The 17,540-nt window shown below is 46.9% G+C and carries 14 protein-coding genes; 4 read left to right on the forward strand and 10 right to left on the reverse strand.

Going from position 1 to position 17,540, the window contains the following annotated elements:
• The first annotated feature begins 21 nt into the window (after nt 1–21).
• Nucleotides 22–2,874, forward strand: a complete 2,853-nt coding sequence (locus F458_RS0111580) for a TonB-dependent receptor plug domain-containing protein (RefSeq protein ID WP_018983593.1) — start codon at nt 22–24, stop codon at nt 2,872–2,874.
• 164 nt (nt 2,875–3,038) lie between these two features.
• Here F458_RS0111580 and F458_RS0111585 read toward each other — a convergent pair whose 3' ends face one another.
• Nucleotides 3,039–3,998, reverse strand: a complete 960-nt coding sequence (locus F458_RS0111585; protein WP_018983594.1) for a carbohydrate kinase family protein — start codon at nt 3,996–3,998, stop codon at nt 3,039–3,041.
• Between the two features lie 378 nt (nt 3,999–4,376).
• Between F458_RS0111585 and F458_RS19440 the strand changes: the two genes are divergently transcribed.
• Complete coding sequence (locus F458_RS19440; RefSeq protein WP_018983595.1) at nt 4,377–4,667, forward strand: putative quinol monooxygenase; 291 nt, start codon at nt 4,377–4,379, stop codon at nt 4,665–4,667.
• A 33-nt stretch (nt 4,668–4,700) separates the two neighbouring features.
• Here the strand turns inward: F458_RS19440 and cyoE are convergent, their stop codons facing one another.
• The 7 genes from cyoE to F458_RS0111625 all read right to left on the reverse strand — a co-directional run bounded on the left by cyoE (nt 4,701) and on the right by F458_RS0111625 (nt 11,796).
• Entirely contained in the window at nt 4,701–5,585 is an 885-nt protein-coding gene (gene cyoE, locus F458_RS0111595; protein WP_026294646.1) for a heme o synthase, read from the reverse strand.
• A 53-nt stretch (nt 5,586–5,638) separates the two neighbouring features.
• Entirely contained in the window at nt 5,639–5,989 is a 351-nt protein-coding gene (cyoD, locus tag F458_RS0111600) for a cytochrome o ubiquinol oxidase subunit IV (RefSeq protein WP_018983597.1), read from the reverse strand.
• On the reverse strand, nt 5,989–6,624 hold the full coding sequence (gene cyoC / locus F458_RS0111605) for a cytochrome o ubiquinol oxidase subunit III (protein ID WP_018983598.1): 636 nt from the start codon (nt 6,622–6,624) through the stop codon (nt 5,989–5,991). The genes cyoD and cyoC overlap by 1 nt, the downstream gene beginning before the upstream one ends.
• Nucleotides 6,621–8,609: a cytochrome o ubiquinol oxidase subunit I gene (gene cyoB / locus F458_RS0111610; RefSeq protein WP_018983599.1), complete on the reverse strand. Its 1,989-nt coding sequence runs from the start codon at nt 8,607–8,609 to the stop codon at nt 6,621–6,623. The genes cyoC and cyoB overlap by 4 nt, the downstream gene beginning before the upstream one ends.
• 2 nt (nt 8,610–8,611) lie before the next feature.
• Complete coding sequence (cyoA, locus tag F458_RS0111615) at nt 8,612–9,562, reverse strand: ubiquinol oxidase subunit II (RefSeq protein ID WP_018983600.1); 951 nt, start codon at nt 9,560–9,562, stop codon at nt 8,612–8,614.
• Nucleotides 9,563–9,711: 149 nt separating this feature from the next.
• Nucleotides 9,712–10,131 carry a hypothetical protein gene (locus F458_RS0111620; protein WP_018983601.1) on the reverse strand — a complete coding sequence of 140 codons (420 nt, stop codon included), beginning with the start codon at nt 10,129–10,131 and terminating at the stop codon, nt 9,712–9,714.
• Between the two features lie 354 nt (nt 10,132–10,485).
• Nucleotides 10,486–11,796 carry a mechanosensitive ion channel family protein gene (locus F458_RS0111625; protein ID WP_018983602.1) on the reverse strand — a complete coding sequence of 437 codons (1,311 nt, stop codon included), beginning with the start codon at nt 11,794–11,796 and terminating at the stop codon, nt 10,486–10,488.
• A gap of 291 nt (nt 11,797–12,087) precedes the next feature.
• Here F458_RS0111625 and F458_RS0111630 point away from each other — a divergent pair, with 291 nt between their 5' ends.
• Complete coding sequence (locus F458_RS0111630) at nt 12,088–12,849, forward strand: hypothetical protein (protein ID WP_018983603.1); 762 nt, start codon at nt 12,088–12,090, stop codon at nt 12,847–12,849.
• Between the two features lie 83 nt (nt 12,850–12,932).
• Here F458_RS0111630 and F458_RS0111635 read toward each other — a convergent pair whose 3' ends face one another.
• Together F458_RS0111635 and F458_RS0111640 are read right to left on the reverse strand one after the other, a co-directional pair.
• Nucleotides 12,933–14,816 (reverse strand): methyl-accepting chemotaxis protein, encoded by a 1,884-nt coding sequence (locus tag F458_RS0111635; RefSeq protein WP_018983604.1) that lies wholly within the window; start codon nt 14,814–14,816, stop codon nt 12,933–12,935.
• A 19-nt stretch (nt 14,817–14,835) separates the two neighbouring features.
• Nucleotides 14,836–15,618 (reverse strand): hypothetical protein, encoded by a 783-nt coding sequence (locus F458_RS0111640; RefSeq protein WP_026294647.1) that lies wholly within the window; start codon nt 15,616–15,618, stop codon nt 14,836–14,838.
• 253 nt (nt 15,619–15,871) lie between these two features.
• On the opposite strand from F458_RS0111640, the gene F458_RS0111645 reads away from it, so the two are divergent.
• Entirely contained in the window at nt 15,872–17,539 is a 1,668-nt protein-coding gene (locus F458_RS0111645) for an acyl-CoA dehydrogenase family protein (protein WP_018983606.1), read from the forward strand.
• Nucleotide 17,540: the final 1 nt, after the last annotated feature.

A 17,540-nucleotide genomic window follows, 5' to 3' on the forward strand; every position in this document is an offset into this window, starting at 1 on the left:
AATAACTTTTAGGATTTGAAGATGAAAAAATTAGCTTATGCTGTCCAGATGGCACTTGCAGGAAGTGTGGCACTCAGCACCGGTTCTGTCAGCGCACAGGAAAATCAAGATTCATTGCAGGATGCTGCAGTGGAAAAAATTCAGGTCACTGGCTCGCGTATCTCTCGTCAGGGCGCAATTGCTCCTTCTCCCGTTACGGTATTAAGCGGCGAATCGCTATTAAATACCGGTGCAATGAATATCGGTGAAGTTCTTAACGAGCTGCCAGCGCTGGCGAATACTTACTCTTTGGCAAACTCTGGCCAGTATATTGGGACTGCCGGACTCAATATACTGGACCTGCGCGGAATGGGCACTGACCGCACGCTAGTTTTGGTGGATGGCAAGCGTCACGTATCTAGTTCAGCCGGCACTGCGTCCGTTGATACCAATACGATACCTACAACCTGGATTGAGCGTGTAGAAATCATTACTGGTGGTGCCTCAGCGGTTTACGGGGCTGATGCGGTAACGGGTGTGGTCAATTTTGTGTTAAAGAAAAACATTGAAGGTTTTGATATAAGTGCTACGCGCGGTTACGCCAACGATAACAATTATAAAAATGAAAAGTATCAGGCGTCATATGGCTTTAATTTTGATGATGATCGCGGAAATATCGCGTTCGCTGCAGAATACAGCAGTCAAAATCGCTTAAATGCACTAGATAACCCGTGGACGGCGACGCCATACCGAAATATGAGTTATCAGAGCATTTTCGGTGTGGAACGAACACCTGAACAAGAAAATTCGCTCGCTTACCCTGATAATATTTATACACCGAATGCTGGTTACTATGCGTTGAACAACAAAGGTGTTTTTGGTGCTGGCTATGACAAAACATTTAACAGTGATGGATCTCTGGAAAATGTGTATTTAGGTGACAGTGTCGATGAGCTCTCCTGTGCGGGCCCCTGTGACTTTTTCAATCTGCGTCAGTTTACCGATCTGCAGCCAGCTTTTGACCGCACAAATTTCAACGTCAAAGGTAATTATGACTTAAACGACGATACCCGGATTTATGCGCAGGCAAAGTATGCCCGTACCCGCGCGGAGAGCCTGGGCCAGCCCGCATTTTTCTTTCGGGACTCTACGCATACTATCAACCGTAATAATGGATACCTGAGCCCCTCTGTTGCCCAATACATGGATGAGCAGGGACTGGATAGCATAGAGGTTAATCGTATGATGACCGACTTAGGTCGTCGTACGGAAAACGATGAGCGTGAAACCACACGCATTGTATTGGGCGTTGAGGGCATGCTCAACGATTATTGGGAATACGAAGCGTTTATTAACTACGGTAAAACCGAACTTGAGCGCGTAAATAGCAACAACATGATCTTAGCCAATTATAAAAATGCCCGCGATGCCATAAAAGTCGACGGTGAAATTGTTTGTGCGGATGAAGATGCGCGGGCAGCAGGATGTGTACCGGTAAATATTATGGGCTTTGGCGCGCCCAGCGACGCCGCTCGAGACTACATAAACACAACCTCTGTAGGTACTAGCAAAATAGAGCAGTACAATATAGGTGGTTCGGTTTCCAATTCTGGTATCTATGAATTACCCGCCGGCTATGTCGGCTTTGCTGCGGGTGTTGAATACCGCAAAGAAGAAAGTCAGATTAACGAACCTGACAATGCGGCCGGGACCTTCTTCAACGCACTCGGTGAAGATCGGGGCTACTATGAAGTTTCTGAGGTTTTCACTGAGGTAACTGTACCGGTTCTGGCAGATTTACCCGGCATCAACATGATGACAGTGGACGGTGCAATTCGTATCGCCGACTATACCTCCATTGGTAATGCAACCAGCTGGAAACTCGGTTTGGACTGGGAAATTTTCGATGACCTGCGTATGCGCGCCACCCGTTCGTCAGCCCTGCGAGCGCCCAATATCGGCGAACTGTTTGGTGAAGCGAGTCAAACCTTCTTTACTGTCGATGACCCATGTCGCGAGGACAATCTGGCAGATTTGGAAGACAGTGAACAGCGACGCACTAACTGTGCAGCGCTGGGTATTCCGGCAGGATTTGACTCCAACTATGACTCGCAAACTCTGGAAGGTGAGATTGGTGGTAATGCAGAGCTGGATGCTGAGCAATCAACGTCTGAGACAGTTGGTATAGTTTATACACCTGGTTGGTTTGAAGGATTCACGGCCACAGTGGATTACTGGAAGATTGAACTAACTGATGCTATTTCATCGGTTGGCGCCCAGACCATTCTGGACCGTTGCGTTGACTCACTTAATGGCGTTGATAATGAGTACTGTAATCTGGTCACTCGTAACAACGTGGGCGAAGTTACGCTTATCAGAAGTTATGCCCTGAACCTCGCTGGTCAGGAAGCCGAAGGTGTAGATTTTGAGTTTGGCTATGACTTCGATGCACTAGGCGGGGCATTTCGCTCTAATCTCATCGCCACCTATCTGGATGAGCGCAAGGAGTTTCCGTTCCAGGATGACCCTGCTGATTTTTACCAGTATGCGGGTACAGCCGGTGAAGCTACCTGGCAGGGCACCTTTAGTCTGAATTACGATCGCGGCGACTGGGAAGGAAGCTGGAAAACGCGATTTATCGATGAAGTGAGTCTTTATGATAACCGGGAACTTGCACTTAACCCAAACCCCAGCAGTCGGATGACATATGGTTCGTACGCTATTACGGATGTAACAGTAGGGTACAATTTCAAGAACGGTATTAGTGCCTCAGTTGGCATCGATAACCTGTTTAACCGTGAGCTACCCTTAGGTACTACCGGCACAGGGGCTGGCGATGCAGCTTATGATAACATTGGTCGCTTCGGGTACGTGACCATTAGCTACGCAATGTAAACTCAAAGACGTGCAACAAGCCGGCTTCAGGAAGCCGGCTTTTTTGATCCTGGACGGGCTCAACTAAGCTGCATCAGAGCGGCGCGCGTGGGCTGTTTGTCAACGGCAATGCAGCATTGCAAAGCAATAAGCGGTGGCGTTAGCCCATATGAGGGCAATACCCCCTAGCTTGAGGCAAACATATCCTCTTGATCAGGCAAGGCATCAAAGGCACCAAAACGAGATACGGTTATGGCACCGCAGCGGGTGGCAAAATCCAGTAGGGTTAAAACATTCTGCTCATCTGATAAAAATCTATTTAGCCCATCTGACGTTTTTAATTGTCTGGCCAGTTGGTAAAGAACACCACCAATAAATGCATCGCCTGCCGCGGTAGTATCACTCACCTGAGTGGCCGGTACGTCAAATTCGCCTGCCAGCGTCGGGGTGTAATAGTGCACTGGCATTGCCCCATTACTGATAAGTACCAGTTGAACGCCTGACTCCAGCCATGTCTTGATAATGTCGCAAGGGTCGTCAAACAGTTCGTCCAACTCTTCCTGGCTGGCTTTAATTACGTGCATTGAGCGGGCAGCGGCGTCAATAGCAGCCGGTGCGCAGCCCGGTTCAGACCAAAAGCCCGGCCGAAAATTGATATCCATACACAGTAATGCTTTATCACTGGTTGCGTTTTGAATTAGCAATTGCGTGCTTTGCGTTAAACTGTCTGTGGAAAAAGAACCAGAGCACAGATGCACAATGGTATTGTCATTGAGCGGCAAGTGGCGAACGTCATCCTCAGTGATATTTTTATGTGCGGCATTTTCCACGTAAAAATCAAAGGTTCGCTCACCATGCTCGTCCAAATCCACAAACGCCAGTGCAGTTTTACCATTATCTGACTTTATAAAGTGTGTATCTACGCCAAAGTCTGTGAGCGTGTTTAGCAGCATTTTTCCAAAGCTGTCCTTACCGACCTTAGAGACCAGCGCACTTCTGCCACCAAGTTTTGCAACAGCCACAGCAACGTTTGCAGGCGCTCCGCCAGCAAAAGGCTCAAAGATCTTTTTAGAATTTTTTTCGGGCGCGGAAGTCTGCTGGCCGAGCATATCAACCAACACTTCTCCTAAGCATAAAACCTGCATGATCACCTCTGGCATGGGAATTATTGTGCATGTATTCGTATTGTTCGCGTCAGATACAATGAGCAAAGAACAATGAATATTAAAGTCTGAGCAGTAAGTATGTAAAAGTTATCCGATTAAATCAACTTTGTTTACTTAATCGTAACACGACGTCTCAGCGGGTTTAATTTATAGACTGTCTGCTCGCCCTGACTTCTCGTTTGAGGATATCTGGCAAACTAGCGAACGTTTTCTTATCGCCCACTGATTGCGACTAATTTGACTGGATAAACACAGTAATGTTACCCCTGAACAGGCAGATGGCGAGGAAACAAATCGTAAACCTGTTGTCAGCGTAGTAAACAGTATGATGAAGATAATTCTATCCGGGAGAAAATTATGATTGCTGTTATTGCTACATTGCATTGCACTGAGGAAAACGAAGAGCATCTTGTCAGTGCGCTTAAAACATTGCAGTTTCATTCCAGACAGGAAGAGGGGTGTCAGCGTTACGACCTGTTACAGCGTAAAGTGGGCAAGCAATCCGAGCTTATTTTGAGTGAGTTGTGGGATAATGAAGATTCATTGGAAGCCCATTTTAACGCAGGGCACTTCAATCGTTTCACCGCACAGGCGGAGGATATCGTTGAAAACACTGAGATTCGCAAATTTGATGTGCTGGAAGAGTAAAAAAAATGGCTCCGTGCAGGAGCCATCTTAAACTTAACTAAATACGAATAGCCGGGGAGCGACCGTGTGATAATCCACGGCCATTGCAACACTTAACATTGTGATATTGAGGATGGAAAAGCCGAAAACTCGTCTGGCCCAGCCGTTATCATCAACATCGCTGCGATAGCCACGCAAGGCCATGACAAGCCACCAAATGCTGGTGGTTGCTGCCACAGCCATGAAGCCAAGACCAGTGTAGCCGCCCAGGGGTAACAACATAGTTACCAGCGCGTACACCGCAATATACAATACGATATGCAGCTTAGCGCGCTCTATGCCCTTTTCCACGGGTAACACCGGAATGTTCGCCGCCTCGTAATCTTTGTAACGAAAAATGGCGATGGCGTAGGAGTGGGGCATTTGCCAAAGGCTGAACATCAACAACAAAATGGCTGCTCCGGCATCAAATTGCGCTGTCACTGCACAGTAACCTACTACTGGTGGCACCGCTCCGGAGAGGCTACCAACCAGGGTGCCGTAGACTGAATTCCGTTTCATATACAAGCTGTAGATACCGACATATACCACATAGCCCAGCGCAGCAAAAAATACTGCTACAGGATTAGTGTAGATAGCCAGCAATGCAAAACCGGCAATACCCAGCACGATACCGTGGGCAAAAGCGGCTTTCACCGACATCTCGCCAGTCACGGTCACCCGGGTCTTGGTGCGTTGCATTCTTGCATCGATATCACGGTCAATGCAGTTGTTAATTGCACAGCCAGATGCCACTACCAGCGACAAACCTAAAAGCGTGGCAATCATTAGCATCCCATTCACGTCGCCCCGAGAGGCTAGCAAAAAGCCTCCGGCGACAGAAATCAGGTTGCCCATGATGATGCCGGGCTTCGTCACTTGTAAATAACGTCGGAACATTTACTCAGTTACTCCAGATACTTCTGCACAGCGAGTGCACCAGCCCAAGAAGGCTAGTACATCATCATGGCGTTGGATTCGTAAATAATCCAAACAGACAGTCCTACCACCATTACAATAACAAGTGCACTGAATAAAAACGAAAAGGTGCTCGCTCGTCCGTCTTCAGTAATAAAGTTAAGGTGTAGGAAAAATTTAAGGTGAACCCAAATCTGTACAATTGCCGCAACGACGATTGTCCACACTGTTGTTGATTTGGCTAAATCACCTTCCATCACTGCCCAAAAAGGAATCACAGTGAGAATAACCGATAATACAAAGCCGATTATATAAGACTTCACATCCCCGTGGTCAGCTGAATGTGATTCAGTCTGTCCGGGGGTAGTAGAATGACTTTGACTCATTACATAGCTCCCATCAGATAGACAACGGTGAAAACACAAATCCAGACAATATCCAGAAAGTGCCAGAATAAGCTCAGGCAGCTTAACCGGGTTACTGTTTGTGTGCCCAGACCACGACGAACTATCTCAATGATCATAATTGTCATCCAGATAAGTCCTGCACTGACGTGCGCGCCGTGTAAACCAACCAGTGCGAAAAAGGCGGACAGAAACGCACTTTCACCTGGTCCATTGCCATTCACGATCAAGTGGTGGAATTCATAGATTTCCATACCGATAAAGGTCGCACCAAATGCAAAGGTGATACCCAACCAGGTCAGCGTTAACGCTTTTTTCTGGCCGTGGGCAGCAATCATGGCAAAGCCGAAGGTAATACTACTTAATAGTAAGGCTGCGGTTTCTACCGCCACGAAATCCAGCTCAAAAATATCCTTACCAGATACACCGCCTGCGGTGTTCATAAACAAGACTGCGTAAGTTGCAAAAAACGATGCAAACAACAGGCAGTCAGTCATCAGATATAGCCAGAAACCAAAAATGGTGTCTCCGCTAGTATCATGATGCTCGTGGTCATGGCTATCGCCATGACCTCCGATATCACTGTTCGGGTTTAGGCTTGATGGAATTGAACTCATGCTGTTACCTCTTTTGGCGCATTTTTCAAATGTTCATCCTCGATTTTCTTAATCTCGTCAGGTTGAACGTAGTAATCTACGTCCTTGGTATAGCAGCGCTTGATGTAGAAGCCGATAGCAGCTACCAGTCCTACAGCGGCTAACCACCAGATGTGCCATATCATGGCAAAACAAAAGACCGTCAGACTGCCGCTGATCGTAACACCTGCAGATGTATTCTTGGGCATATGAATAGGGTCATAGCTCTCGTAGCGCTTATACGCTTCACCTTCTTCTTTCATGTCCGTCCATGTATCAATGTCTTTAACATGCGGAAGTTTAGCGAAGTTATAAAACTGCGGCGGAGAAGCAGTTGACCATTCCAGCGTGTGTCCATCCCATGGGTCGCCGGTTTTATCATTCAATTCATCACGCTTCATGAAGCTCACTACCAGCTGAATAACCTGGGACAGAATACCAAACGCAATAACGACGGCGCCGATAGCTGCGATGTACAGCCAGATATTCCAGTCTGGGTTATCAGTAGAATTAAGACGACGCGTCATGCCTAAAAAGCCCAGCACATAAAGTGGCATAAAGGCTAGCAGGAAGCCAATTTGCCAACACCAGAAGGCAGATTTGCCCCATTTTTCATCCAGTTTGAAGCCCATCGCTTTCGGGAACCAGTAAGTAAATCCTGCCAGATAACCGAATACAGCACCGCCAATAATGGTGTTATGGAAGTGAGCAATCAAAAACAGACTATTGTGCAAGACATAGTCCGCGCCTGGAATGGCCAGCAGAACACCTGTCATACCGCCAATGGTAAAGGTCACCATGAAGCCCAGTGTCCATAATACTGGCGTTGTGATGTGCAGACGACCGCGATACAGCGTGAATATCCAGTTAAACAACTTCACCCCGGTGGGTACCGCAATGATCATTGTCATGATACCGAAAAAGGCATTAACGTTAGCGCTGGAGCCCATGGTGAAGAAGTGATGCAACCATACAATAAAGCCAAGAATGGCGATGGCACCGCTGGCGTAAACCATGGATTTATAACCAAACAAGCGTTTGCCGGTGAAGGTTGACAGTACCTCTGAGAAAATACCAAACGCTGGTAGAATCAGAATATATACTTCCGGATGTCCCCATGCCCAGAACAGGTTGATATACATCATAGAGTTACCACCGGCTTCATTGGTGAAGAAGTGGAAGTCCATGTAGCGATCAAGCGTCAGCATAGCAAGCACTGCTGTCAGGATTGGGAAGGATGCCGCTATCAAAATATTCGCCCAGGTACATGTCCAGGTGAAAATCGGCATTTGCATCAGTTTCATGCCCGGTGCACGCATCTTCGCTACAGTAACCAGAAAGTTAACTGCAGTCAGTAGCGTACCGAGCCCGGATATTTGCAAGGCCCATATGTAGTAATCGACTCCCACGCTCGGACTGTAAGTCAGGCCTGACAGAGGAGGGTAAGCCACCCAACCGGTTTTAGCGAATTCACCTAAGCCCAATGACAGATTGATCAGCACGGCACCGCCGGCTGTCAGCCAGAAACTTAAGTTATTCAAAAATGGAAAGGCCACATCTCGGGCACCAATTTGCAAAGGCAACACGATATTCATCAGACCGACCATAAATGGCATTGCCATGAAGATGATCATGATTACACCGTGGGCGGTGAAAATCTGGTCGTAATGATCCGGCGGCAGATAACCTTCAGCACCGTTGGTGGCCAGGGCCAGTTGGGAGCGCATCATGATGGCATCAGCAAAGCCGCGCATAAGCATGATGAGCGCCAGAATGATATACATAACGCCAAGGCGTTTATGATCAATAGAAGTGATCCACTCGCTCCAGAGAACGCCCCACTTCTTATATTTAGTTATCAGGGCGGCAATGACGACACCCAGAATAGCGACTACCGTAAGCGTACTCATGATAATAGGATCATGATACGGCAGTGCTTCTATAGATAATTTACCTAACAAAGACATGACTACTCCTCGGCCTCTGTTTCATGAGCGCCGGAATGCTGCGCGTGACTACGCGTTGCTTCAGGACGACCCTGGACCGCATTTTTAGGTTTGCTGTAGTAATTCATTTCACCGTGGTCTTTCATGAATTTCATAATGATGTCGTGAAACAAACCGTCTTTGACATCGGCGAAATACTCGACCGGATGAGACTTGGTCGGCTCTGTCAACGCTTTATACGACGCTGAATCAAGCTCTCCCCCTTCGCGTTTAACCTTTTCTACCCACGCCTCAAAATCATCGTTGGTAGGTGTGGCAATCGCGTCAAAATTCATTCCGGTAAACCCTTCGCCACTATAGTTGGCTGAAAAGCCATCGTAAGTGCCAGGCTCATCTGCAATCAGATGTAGCTTGGTTTCCATACCTGCCATTGAATAAATCTGACTACCTAACTGCGGAATGAAAAAGGAGTTCATTGTTCCTTCAGAAGTGATCTTGAACGCCACTGGCTTATCAGCGGGGAATACAAGTTCATTAACTGTTGCAATACCCTGTTCAGGATAAATAAACAGCCACTTCCAGTTCAATGAAACCACTTCCACGGTCATATGCTCCCCTTTGCCTTCAAGCGGCTTGTAAGGATCTAACGCGTGAGTGGATTTCCACGTGATAACGCCCAGTACAACGATGATCAGAATCGGGATAGACCAGACTGCTGATTCAATTTTTGTCGAATGAGCCCATTTAGGTGTATAAACTTCAAAATCCCGACTGGCGCGATACTTCCAGGCAAAGTAGAGAGTCAGCACGATAACCGGAATAACAACAATCAGCATCAAGAGTGTGCAGATTATAATCAGCCACTTTTCTTCAACACCAACCTGTCCTTTCGGATCGAGTACTCCGCCACTACAACCTGCTAGTGTCAGCACGACGGCGGTAAAAGCAATTGTACAAAGGTTACGAATAAGCAAAGGAATTTTCCTACAACCCAGAGGTTTACAATCCTGCCGCCCCGGTAACAGAACGACGCTCAGATTCGGGAATTACCGTAAGGTAGTTCCCAGCTAGTTTAAGTTCACCCGTATTTTCAGACCGCTAAACAACCGCTGTCTGGCAAATACTAAGCAAAACTTAAAGGGGGTGCGCGGGAGCCATGTGATAAACGAACACGAGGGCTAACGGCAAATACGGTATGAGTAAGTAACGACTTACTTAGTATGACGCCTGCGCGACGCGCAGACATATAACGAAAAAGTTCACTAAATATTGCATTACGAAAAGCTCTGAAAACGGCTTTGCAAGCAACCAGAAGACCCAGCGAAGCCACGGTGACCGGGCCAATAAAGGGGTTTTCTATAACCGCTGAGACCACATCTGTGGAGTCAGCGAGAGCTCCACATAATAATAATGCTATATTCAGTACACTAATGAACAAAGTGGCACCCACACCTTTACACAGCCAGTGCACTACAGCACTCGCTTGTTGTTGGCCAGGCAATACCTGTCTGCAGGTTGTCATCAATAAAGTCAAAATAGACATTTGCCACTCACTTCACATTTAATCTGAGCAAAAATTAGTCAGTCATAAAATTTGCCGCGAAAGAATAGCAAAATCGATGGTCAAGTAAAATGAGATTTACTGTGTAAAATGTGAAGTAACACCCAAAAGAATTTAACAGCAAATTAACATTGATGTATGTTCTTGATATTAAATAATAAAAAAGTTCGAATAATATGTTTAGTCAGAACATAACTGCATGTATTTTTTGTCATTAAACACAATTAAGCTAAGACTAATCTAAAAAATCGGGTGAAATTTAATCGTAGACCGTATTTTTCTTATTTATTGAAAGACGATTGGCTTCGTTTTGAGATAAACCTGAGTCTGGACGAGTTACCTAAGACTATCCCGGTCTAGAATTCGTACTTCGCGTTGAGGGAAGGGGATAGTAATATCATGTTCACGAAGTGTTTCAAAAATCAGCAGTAATAAATCACCGCCTACGCGGTTTTTACCATCGTCGATACCTTCCATCCAGAACTCGACAAACATATTCACGCCCGAGTCCCCAAAGCTGTCAATTTCACAATCGGGTCGCTCTTCAAGAGGAATGTCGTTACCACTAAGCACCTGCGGATGCTCAGCGACAGTGGTTTTGATAATTTCTACCATGCTTCTGATATCAGTCTGATAAGCGACGCTAAAATCAATCCGGTAGCGTTGTTTGGGATCTTTATGCGTCCAGTTGACCAACAATGAACTGATGAACTTTTCATTAGGAACAAGAATGTCCTTCCCATCATATGTCTCAAGAACGGCATATCGCATTTTGAACTCGCGAACAAAACCTTTGCTACCGTCTTCCAGTTCAACATAGTCGCCTACGGTTAGCGAGCGGTCCAGCAGAATGATAATGCCTGAAATAAAATTAGAAGCGATGCTTTGTAAACCAAGACCCAGCCCTACTCCCAGCGCTCCACCAAACACCGCCAGAGCGGTAAGGTTAATCCCCATCACATTGAGTAATAGCAGGAAGATAACGCAGAAAACCGCTACCTCGAATAACTTGGCGAAAACTTCTTTGGTCGCTACATCCAGCGATTTCTGGTTGCGGATAATATCTTTACCTACTGTATTTGACGCGCGCCCCAGCCAGAAGAGCAAAGCACCAAAAATCAGCACCCGGAAAATTCCATAGGCCGAGAGCCGGATGTTACCCACTGATACTGACACCGACTCTAATGCAGTTACTACCAGGGGTAATACACCTATCAGATGTAAAAATACAATGGGCAGCCCTATCCAGCGCATAAAACTGGCAATAACAGTATTGGCCACAAGGCTTTTGATGCAATTGTTTAAAAATATGAGTACAGCCAAAACCAACGCTATATCAAGCAGCCAAGCGTCCAGTTGAAAAAGAACGCCCAGTCGCGTGGTCAGTAGCAGCAGAAAAACCGTCAGCAGGGGAAACAGCATCGTTCCAACCCGGTAGCCGATCATTTTTAATGAATGAATTTTTTGATTTTCGGGACGTCGCATAAACGGCACAGCGTTACGAATCTGTCCTGCGATCAGATACGCCACCAGGTAAATACCCAGGATGAGTAGTAACTGGTACAAAAACTCCGTGCTATACAAGGCATCCTGCACCCGCGCAAAGTGTTGCTTAGCATTTGAGAGCCATTCATTAAAAACCGGCATTTGCAATTTGTCCTTTTTACAACCGAGCGACAACACGTGGTTTTAGCCTGAAGCGAGCGTCACGTAAAGTAAAATCACTACAAATTCGCCGGTCTGATTGGGTAGCTAGCGGAATTAATTTGAATCTTAATAGTTTTAAGCTATCAGTTGAGTGTCAGTAAAATTTACATTCTTATATAGGGGGAAATTTATGTCACTGATTTAAAAGGTATATTTTAAGGGTATAAAAATTGCTCAGCAAAATTGAAGTATAAATAACAATCAAAGTGTATTGAAAAAAGGAATGAAAGCATGGCTATAAAAAAACTACTTCTAGTCTGTGGCATTTTAGCAGCATTACCCGTTAGTGCAGACGTCATCAAGGTGGCTTCGGAAGATTTCACAGCAAACGCGAACCTGATTACCTTTTCTGAGGTTGGGTTAGGTACGACAAATCCTGTTTACACTGCCGACATGTATGGTGGTACCGGTGACGATCCAACGGTCAGTTTTGGCGGCTATTTTTTAGGTCAATCGTTAAGTGCTGATGCGGGCAATGATTGCCCGGGTGCGGCCGCTACAGCTTGTATTATAGGCAGCCCCACCGGCCCGTTGTCCCTAGACCCTGATGCGCCAGCAACCCTCACAGTCAATGATGGCGCAAACCCGACGTCACCAGTACTTTCAGGGACGCCTACTTTTAACGGTGGTGTGGCCCTGCTATTCAGTGAAGATCAGTTTGCGGTCGGTTTTGATGGCGGCTTCTTCGATGCTGTAGCGTCAACTGCTATTACTGCCTTTGATCGTGACGGTAATTTACTGGGCTCAGTCAGTAACGAAGTCACCGGCATTGAGTTTCTGGGCCTTGCTGTTGCGTCTGGGGCTAATGGCATTGCCGGCGTGTTCTTAGATTTGATCGGCAGTGAACCGGCGGGATTTGCTATTGATAATGTTCGTTTCGGTCAAAGCGATGATGTGGTGGTCGGCCCTCCTATCAATGTCAATGAGCCTGTTACCTTTGCGCTATTTGGCATGCTGATGGCAGGCTTGGTAAGCGCCAGAAGAAAGTTCTAGGTTAAGTGATAAAAGACACTACCAGCTGTTATTTAATGGTAGTGTCTGCATATTTGAGCTCTTAATTTTGCGCTGCAAAAATATTATTTCAGGGTAAACCGCCCGATGGTCGCGTTTAGCCGCTTTGACTCCTCATCAAGCTCGCCGACCAGCCTGACTGTTTCAGTCATACTATGAGACGTTTCGTGGGCAGTCTGAGAGATAACCGCAATATTACTACTGATTTCATGGGTCGCCGTCGACTGCTCCCGCGTGGCGCTGGCCACATGAGTATTGACCTGGGTCAACCTGGAAACTTCGGCAGAAATATTTTCCAGGGCCTGCACACAGCTTGAAAGATATTCAGAGGTGCTGTGTGTGCTGCTGCTGCCTTGCTGGATATCCTGAACCGTTTGGAAAGCTTTGGCATTGAGCTCGGTAATCATGCTGTCAATTTCTTCAGTAGATTCATTGGTTCGCCGGGCCAGATTACGCACCTCATCAGCGACCACAGCAAAGCCGCGCCCCTGATCACCAGCCCGTGCCGCTTCAATCGCAGCATTTAAAGCTAATAAGTTGGTTTGTTCTGAAATATCCCGGATAACATTCAAAATCCGCGTTATCGAATCAATGCTATCAGACAGCGCGTTAACTGAATCTACCGAACGATCCATCAGCGTATTGAGTTGAGCCACATTTTGCATGGTGTCATTAATGATGCGGGAGCTTCGGGCGACATTCTCCTGGGTGGTATTTGCCACCTCGGAGGCCCCCTGAGCGCTGTCAGAAATCTCTTTTACGGTAAGATTCATCTCCTCCACAGCGGCGGCTACTGACTGTGTACTATCACTTTGGGTGGTAGAGTAGGACTGGGTCAGCTCAATTTGCCGGTTAACATCCATCGCAATGCCTTTAACGTGCTCTGCACTGTGGGAAACCTGAAGAAACATGTGTTGCAGTTTTTCGATAAATGTATCTACCTGACTTGCCAGTATACCGATTTCGTTATTCTGGCTAATATTAAGTCTGGCGGTAAGATCTCCGTCTTTTTGATTAAGCGCCGTAACTGCATGGGTGATACTTTCGATAGGCTGAAATATACGCTTTGAAACAACCATCACCACAAATGTGCCAACGATAATAATGATACAGGCCACAATCAGGTTAGTAATAATTGCCTCATTGAGCGGCCCGTATAATTGTGCAGAAGGCACCTCTGTTACGACATACCAGTCCACTGTCTCAAGCTTTGAGGCAAGCTGTGTAATTCGCCCGTTGTCACTGTTAATTTCCCGGACATTACCCGTCGTGATCTCCGCCAGGGGTATTTTTTCGCCATGCCTGCCAGGATTTGGATGTAATTTAATAACACCATTGCTGTCAGTAAGATAGACAATGCCATTACGGCCAATTTTGTATGAGGAAATAAGCGCCGACATGTTATTAAGCGATTGACCAATACCGGCCAGACCTACCCGTTCACCATTAATAGTTATTACATAATTGATAAACGCTGAGGCGATATTAGTTTGTTTATCCACATCTATGGCAACTTCCATTTCTACAGCGCTGTTTATGAACGCGTAAAACCAAGGGTCAGAGCGTTTTGAAATGACCCTGCTCACCCCATTCGCGGTGTAATAGTTGCCCGTCTGCGCAGACACAACATACGCACTCATGCCGCCATTTTCAGTTTTAAGGGTATTCAAATGTCTGGTCAGAAGAGTGGTGCCAGTTTGCGGTTCACCACGGGCCAGCCAATCCTTAAGGTATTCACTGTTGGCCAGTGTGCGCGACGGCGCAATAGTTTTAAGCAGATCCAGCTCAACAGCATTTTTTATTTCTCTTAATGCGGTGGGCAGGTCTTCCTGTTCAACCTTGTTGGTAAGAAACGATGTCATTGAGGTAGCAAAAACGGTAATCGTAATAACCACAGGAACAACAATGGAGGCAAAGAGCACAAGATATAACAGCTTTTTTAATTTCATTTTTTTACCTCAATAGGCACTAGAACCGCCACACAGCTAGCAGCTGCAGAGCGCTTTCATCTTCACTGGTACCAAGTTTGTTGTTCCAGTATTGGTATTCGACACCCAGAAACATCACATCCTTTTGGTTAAACCAGATGTTACCTGCATCCCAGCGCAACTGAATTTGCGCCAGCACCCAGTCTTTGACCCTGACACCGGGGAGCTCAGTGTTTCTGCCCTGAATATATTCAGCATGGCCTTCTACTGACCAGCGCTGTTGGCCGGTTTCGATAGGATATCGCCAGGCGGCATCTATCATATAGCTGTCACCTTCAGCAGGCGCTCCACCGGCCGTAATACCCTTACTGTCATCAACATAGGCGGTCAGCAGAGTGTTAAAAAAAGCAAACCCCGGAATATCCCAGTTTATTTGTATACCGGGTAAATATTTCAGCACATCAGAATCCGGTGCTGCATTAACGCCCAGTACCAGGCCAATGTCTCTAAGCCCTCCTGCATACTCAATATCAAACATGGCCTGGCTGCTAAAAAAAGGATACCACTCAGCGTAAAGCTCATCGCCGTGATCAGTTCTGGCATAGTCGAAGAACAAAAAGTTGGCGCCATATTCCCAGCCACTGGCGTGTTGAAATGTAATGATGGTGGTATCGGTATGGGTGCCAGGTTGCGCAGCGAAGGGCTGATTAAGCTCTCCTTGCTGCAGGTGGATCTCATTTTCGCTCCAGGTTGTTCCTGATACAGCTAAAGGCCACATCAAAAGACAGACAGCAAGGCAGGAAGATCGTTTAGCTCGTGCCATTAATCGAATCCTAAGGGGGTTGTTGATAAGCCATGTGAATGTTGTCGGCAATAAGGCTGGAGATATAAGCCTTGACTACTTAGCCTTTGAGCATCCCTATGCTCACGTAGGTATAAATAAATATACACAAAATCAATTTAACGGACTGGCATTTTCTGTGACTTGCAAGGTGCGTTACACTGAGGTGTGAAATCTGTGTTAATGTCAGGTAAATTGATGTTTGTAAGAGACATCAGACCACATGGGAGTAGCTATGGCTCAGCCTGTTTTTCATTACGACACTCACAGTGTGTTTAATCAGCCAGCCCCGTTAGCAAATTATAACGTTTATTCTGCTGACACTATTTTACAATATTGGGTAAATCGCTTTGACGCCCCATCAGACCAATCCCTCTTACAGGATTTTGGTCACAATATCGGCCACCACCTACAGGAGGCGGGCTTTCTGGCTAACCGCCATAGCCCCGAATTTGAGCCGCACAATCGGTTTGGTCATCGCGTCGATGAGGTTATTTATCATCCCGCTTATCATCAGCTTATGGAGCATGCCATAAGGCAGGGCCATTGCAGCTTACCGTGGGTCTCTGAACAATCTGGTGCTCATGTAGTTCGAGGTGCCATGGCGTATTTGCACACTCATGCGGACCCAGGTTCGGGCTGCCCGTTAACCATGACATTTGCATCTGTGCCGGCTATATCTGTACAGCCCGATGTGGCCCGACGCTGGCTGCCCAAAATACTATCCGGCATCTATGATGGCAGTAATCGGCCGTGGTATGAAAAAGAAGGCGTAACTATCGGGATGGCCATGACCGAAAAGCAGGGCGGCAGCGATGTACGGGCCAATACAACCACTGCCATACCGGTGAATGAAGCCGGACCTGGTGAATGCTATGCATTAACCGGCCACAAGTGGTTTTGTAGTGCCCCTATGTGTGATGCTTTTCTGGTGCTGGCGCAGACCGGTAGTCGCCTTTCGTGCTTTCTGGTGCCACGCTGGCGTGAAGATGGTACAAAAAATCCCATTCACATACAGCGTCTCAAAGATAAGCTGGGGAATAAGTCCAATGCCAGCTCGGAAATTGAATTTCGCGAGGCCCATGGCTGGCTGCTGGGTGAAGAAGGCAAAGGCATCAACACTATTATCCAAATGGTCGCATTGACCCGGTACGATTGCATGTTGGGGTCGAGTGCGCTGATGGCCCAGGCGGCTAAAGAGGCCATTTGGCATACCGCAGGTCGTGAGGTTTTTGGTAAGCCACTTCACGAGCAACCATTGATGGTGAATGTCCTGGCTGACCTTGCATTGGAAGCGGAAGCCGCGCTGGCTATCAGCCTGCGTATTTCCAAAGCACTGGATCATCAGGACGATAATCACGAAGCCGCACTGGTCAGAAGCGCTACCGCCATCGGTAAGTACTGGATTTGCAAACGCGCTGTTCAGCACACTTACGAGGCGATGGAGTGTATTGGCGGGGTAGGCTACGTAGAAGATAATGTAACCAGTCGGTTGTATCGGGAAGCGCCGGTGAATGCAATTTGGGAAGGATCGGGTAATGTGCAATGCCTTGACTTGATTCGCGTATTGACCCGTGAGCCGGAGACACTAGAAGCTTTGCTCGCCGAGTTAAATAAAGCAAAAGCGCATTTTTCGTTATACGACGATGCGCTGGACGCGGTCAAAACCGATCTTATCAATACCGAAAATCTGGAGACGCGCGCGCGGCAGTTAATGGAGAAGCTGGCCATCTGTTGGCAGGCAGCCACGCTTATCGTTTACGGTGAGAGCTGGATTGCTGAAGCGTTTGTCAGCTCGCGGCTGGATCCACAACAATTTCATCAATACGGTACATTGCCGGCAAATATCGATGCCCAGGCAATCGTTCAACGCGCTATGCCTATTACGCAGGAGAACAAATAAT

Source organism: Salinimonas chungwhensis DSM 16280 (assembly GCF_000378185.1).
GTDB lineage: Bacteria > Pseudomonadota > Gammaproteobacteria > Enterobacterales > Alteromonadaceae > Alteromonas > Alteromonas chungwhensis.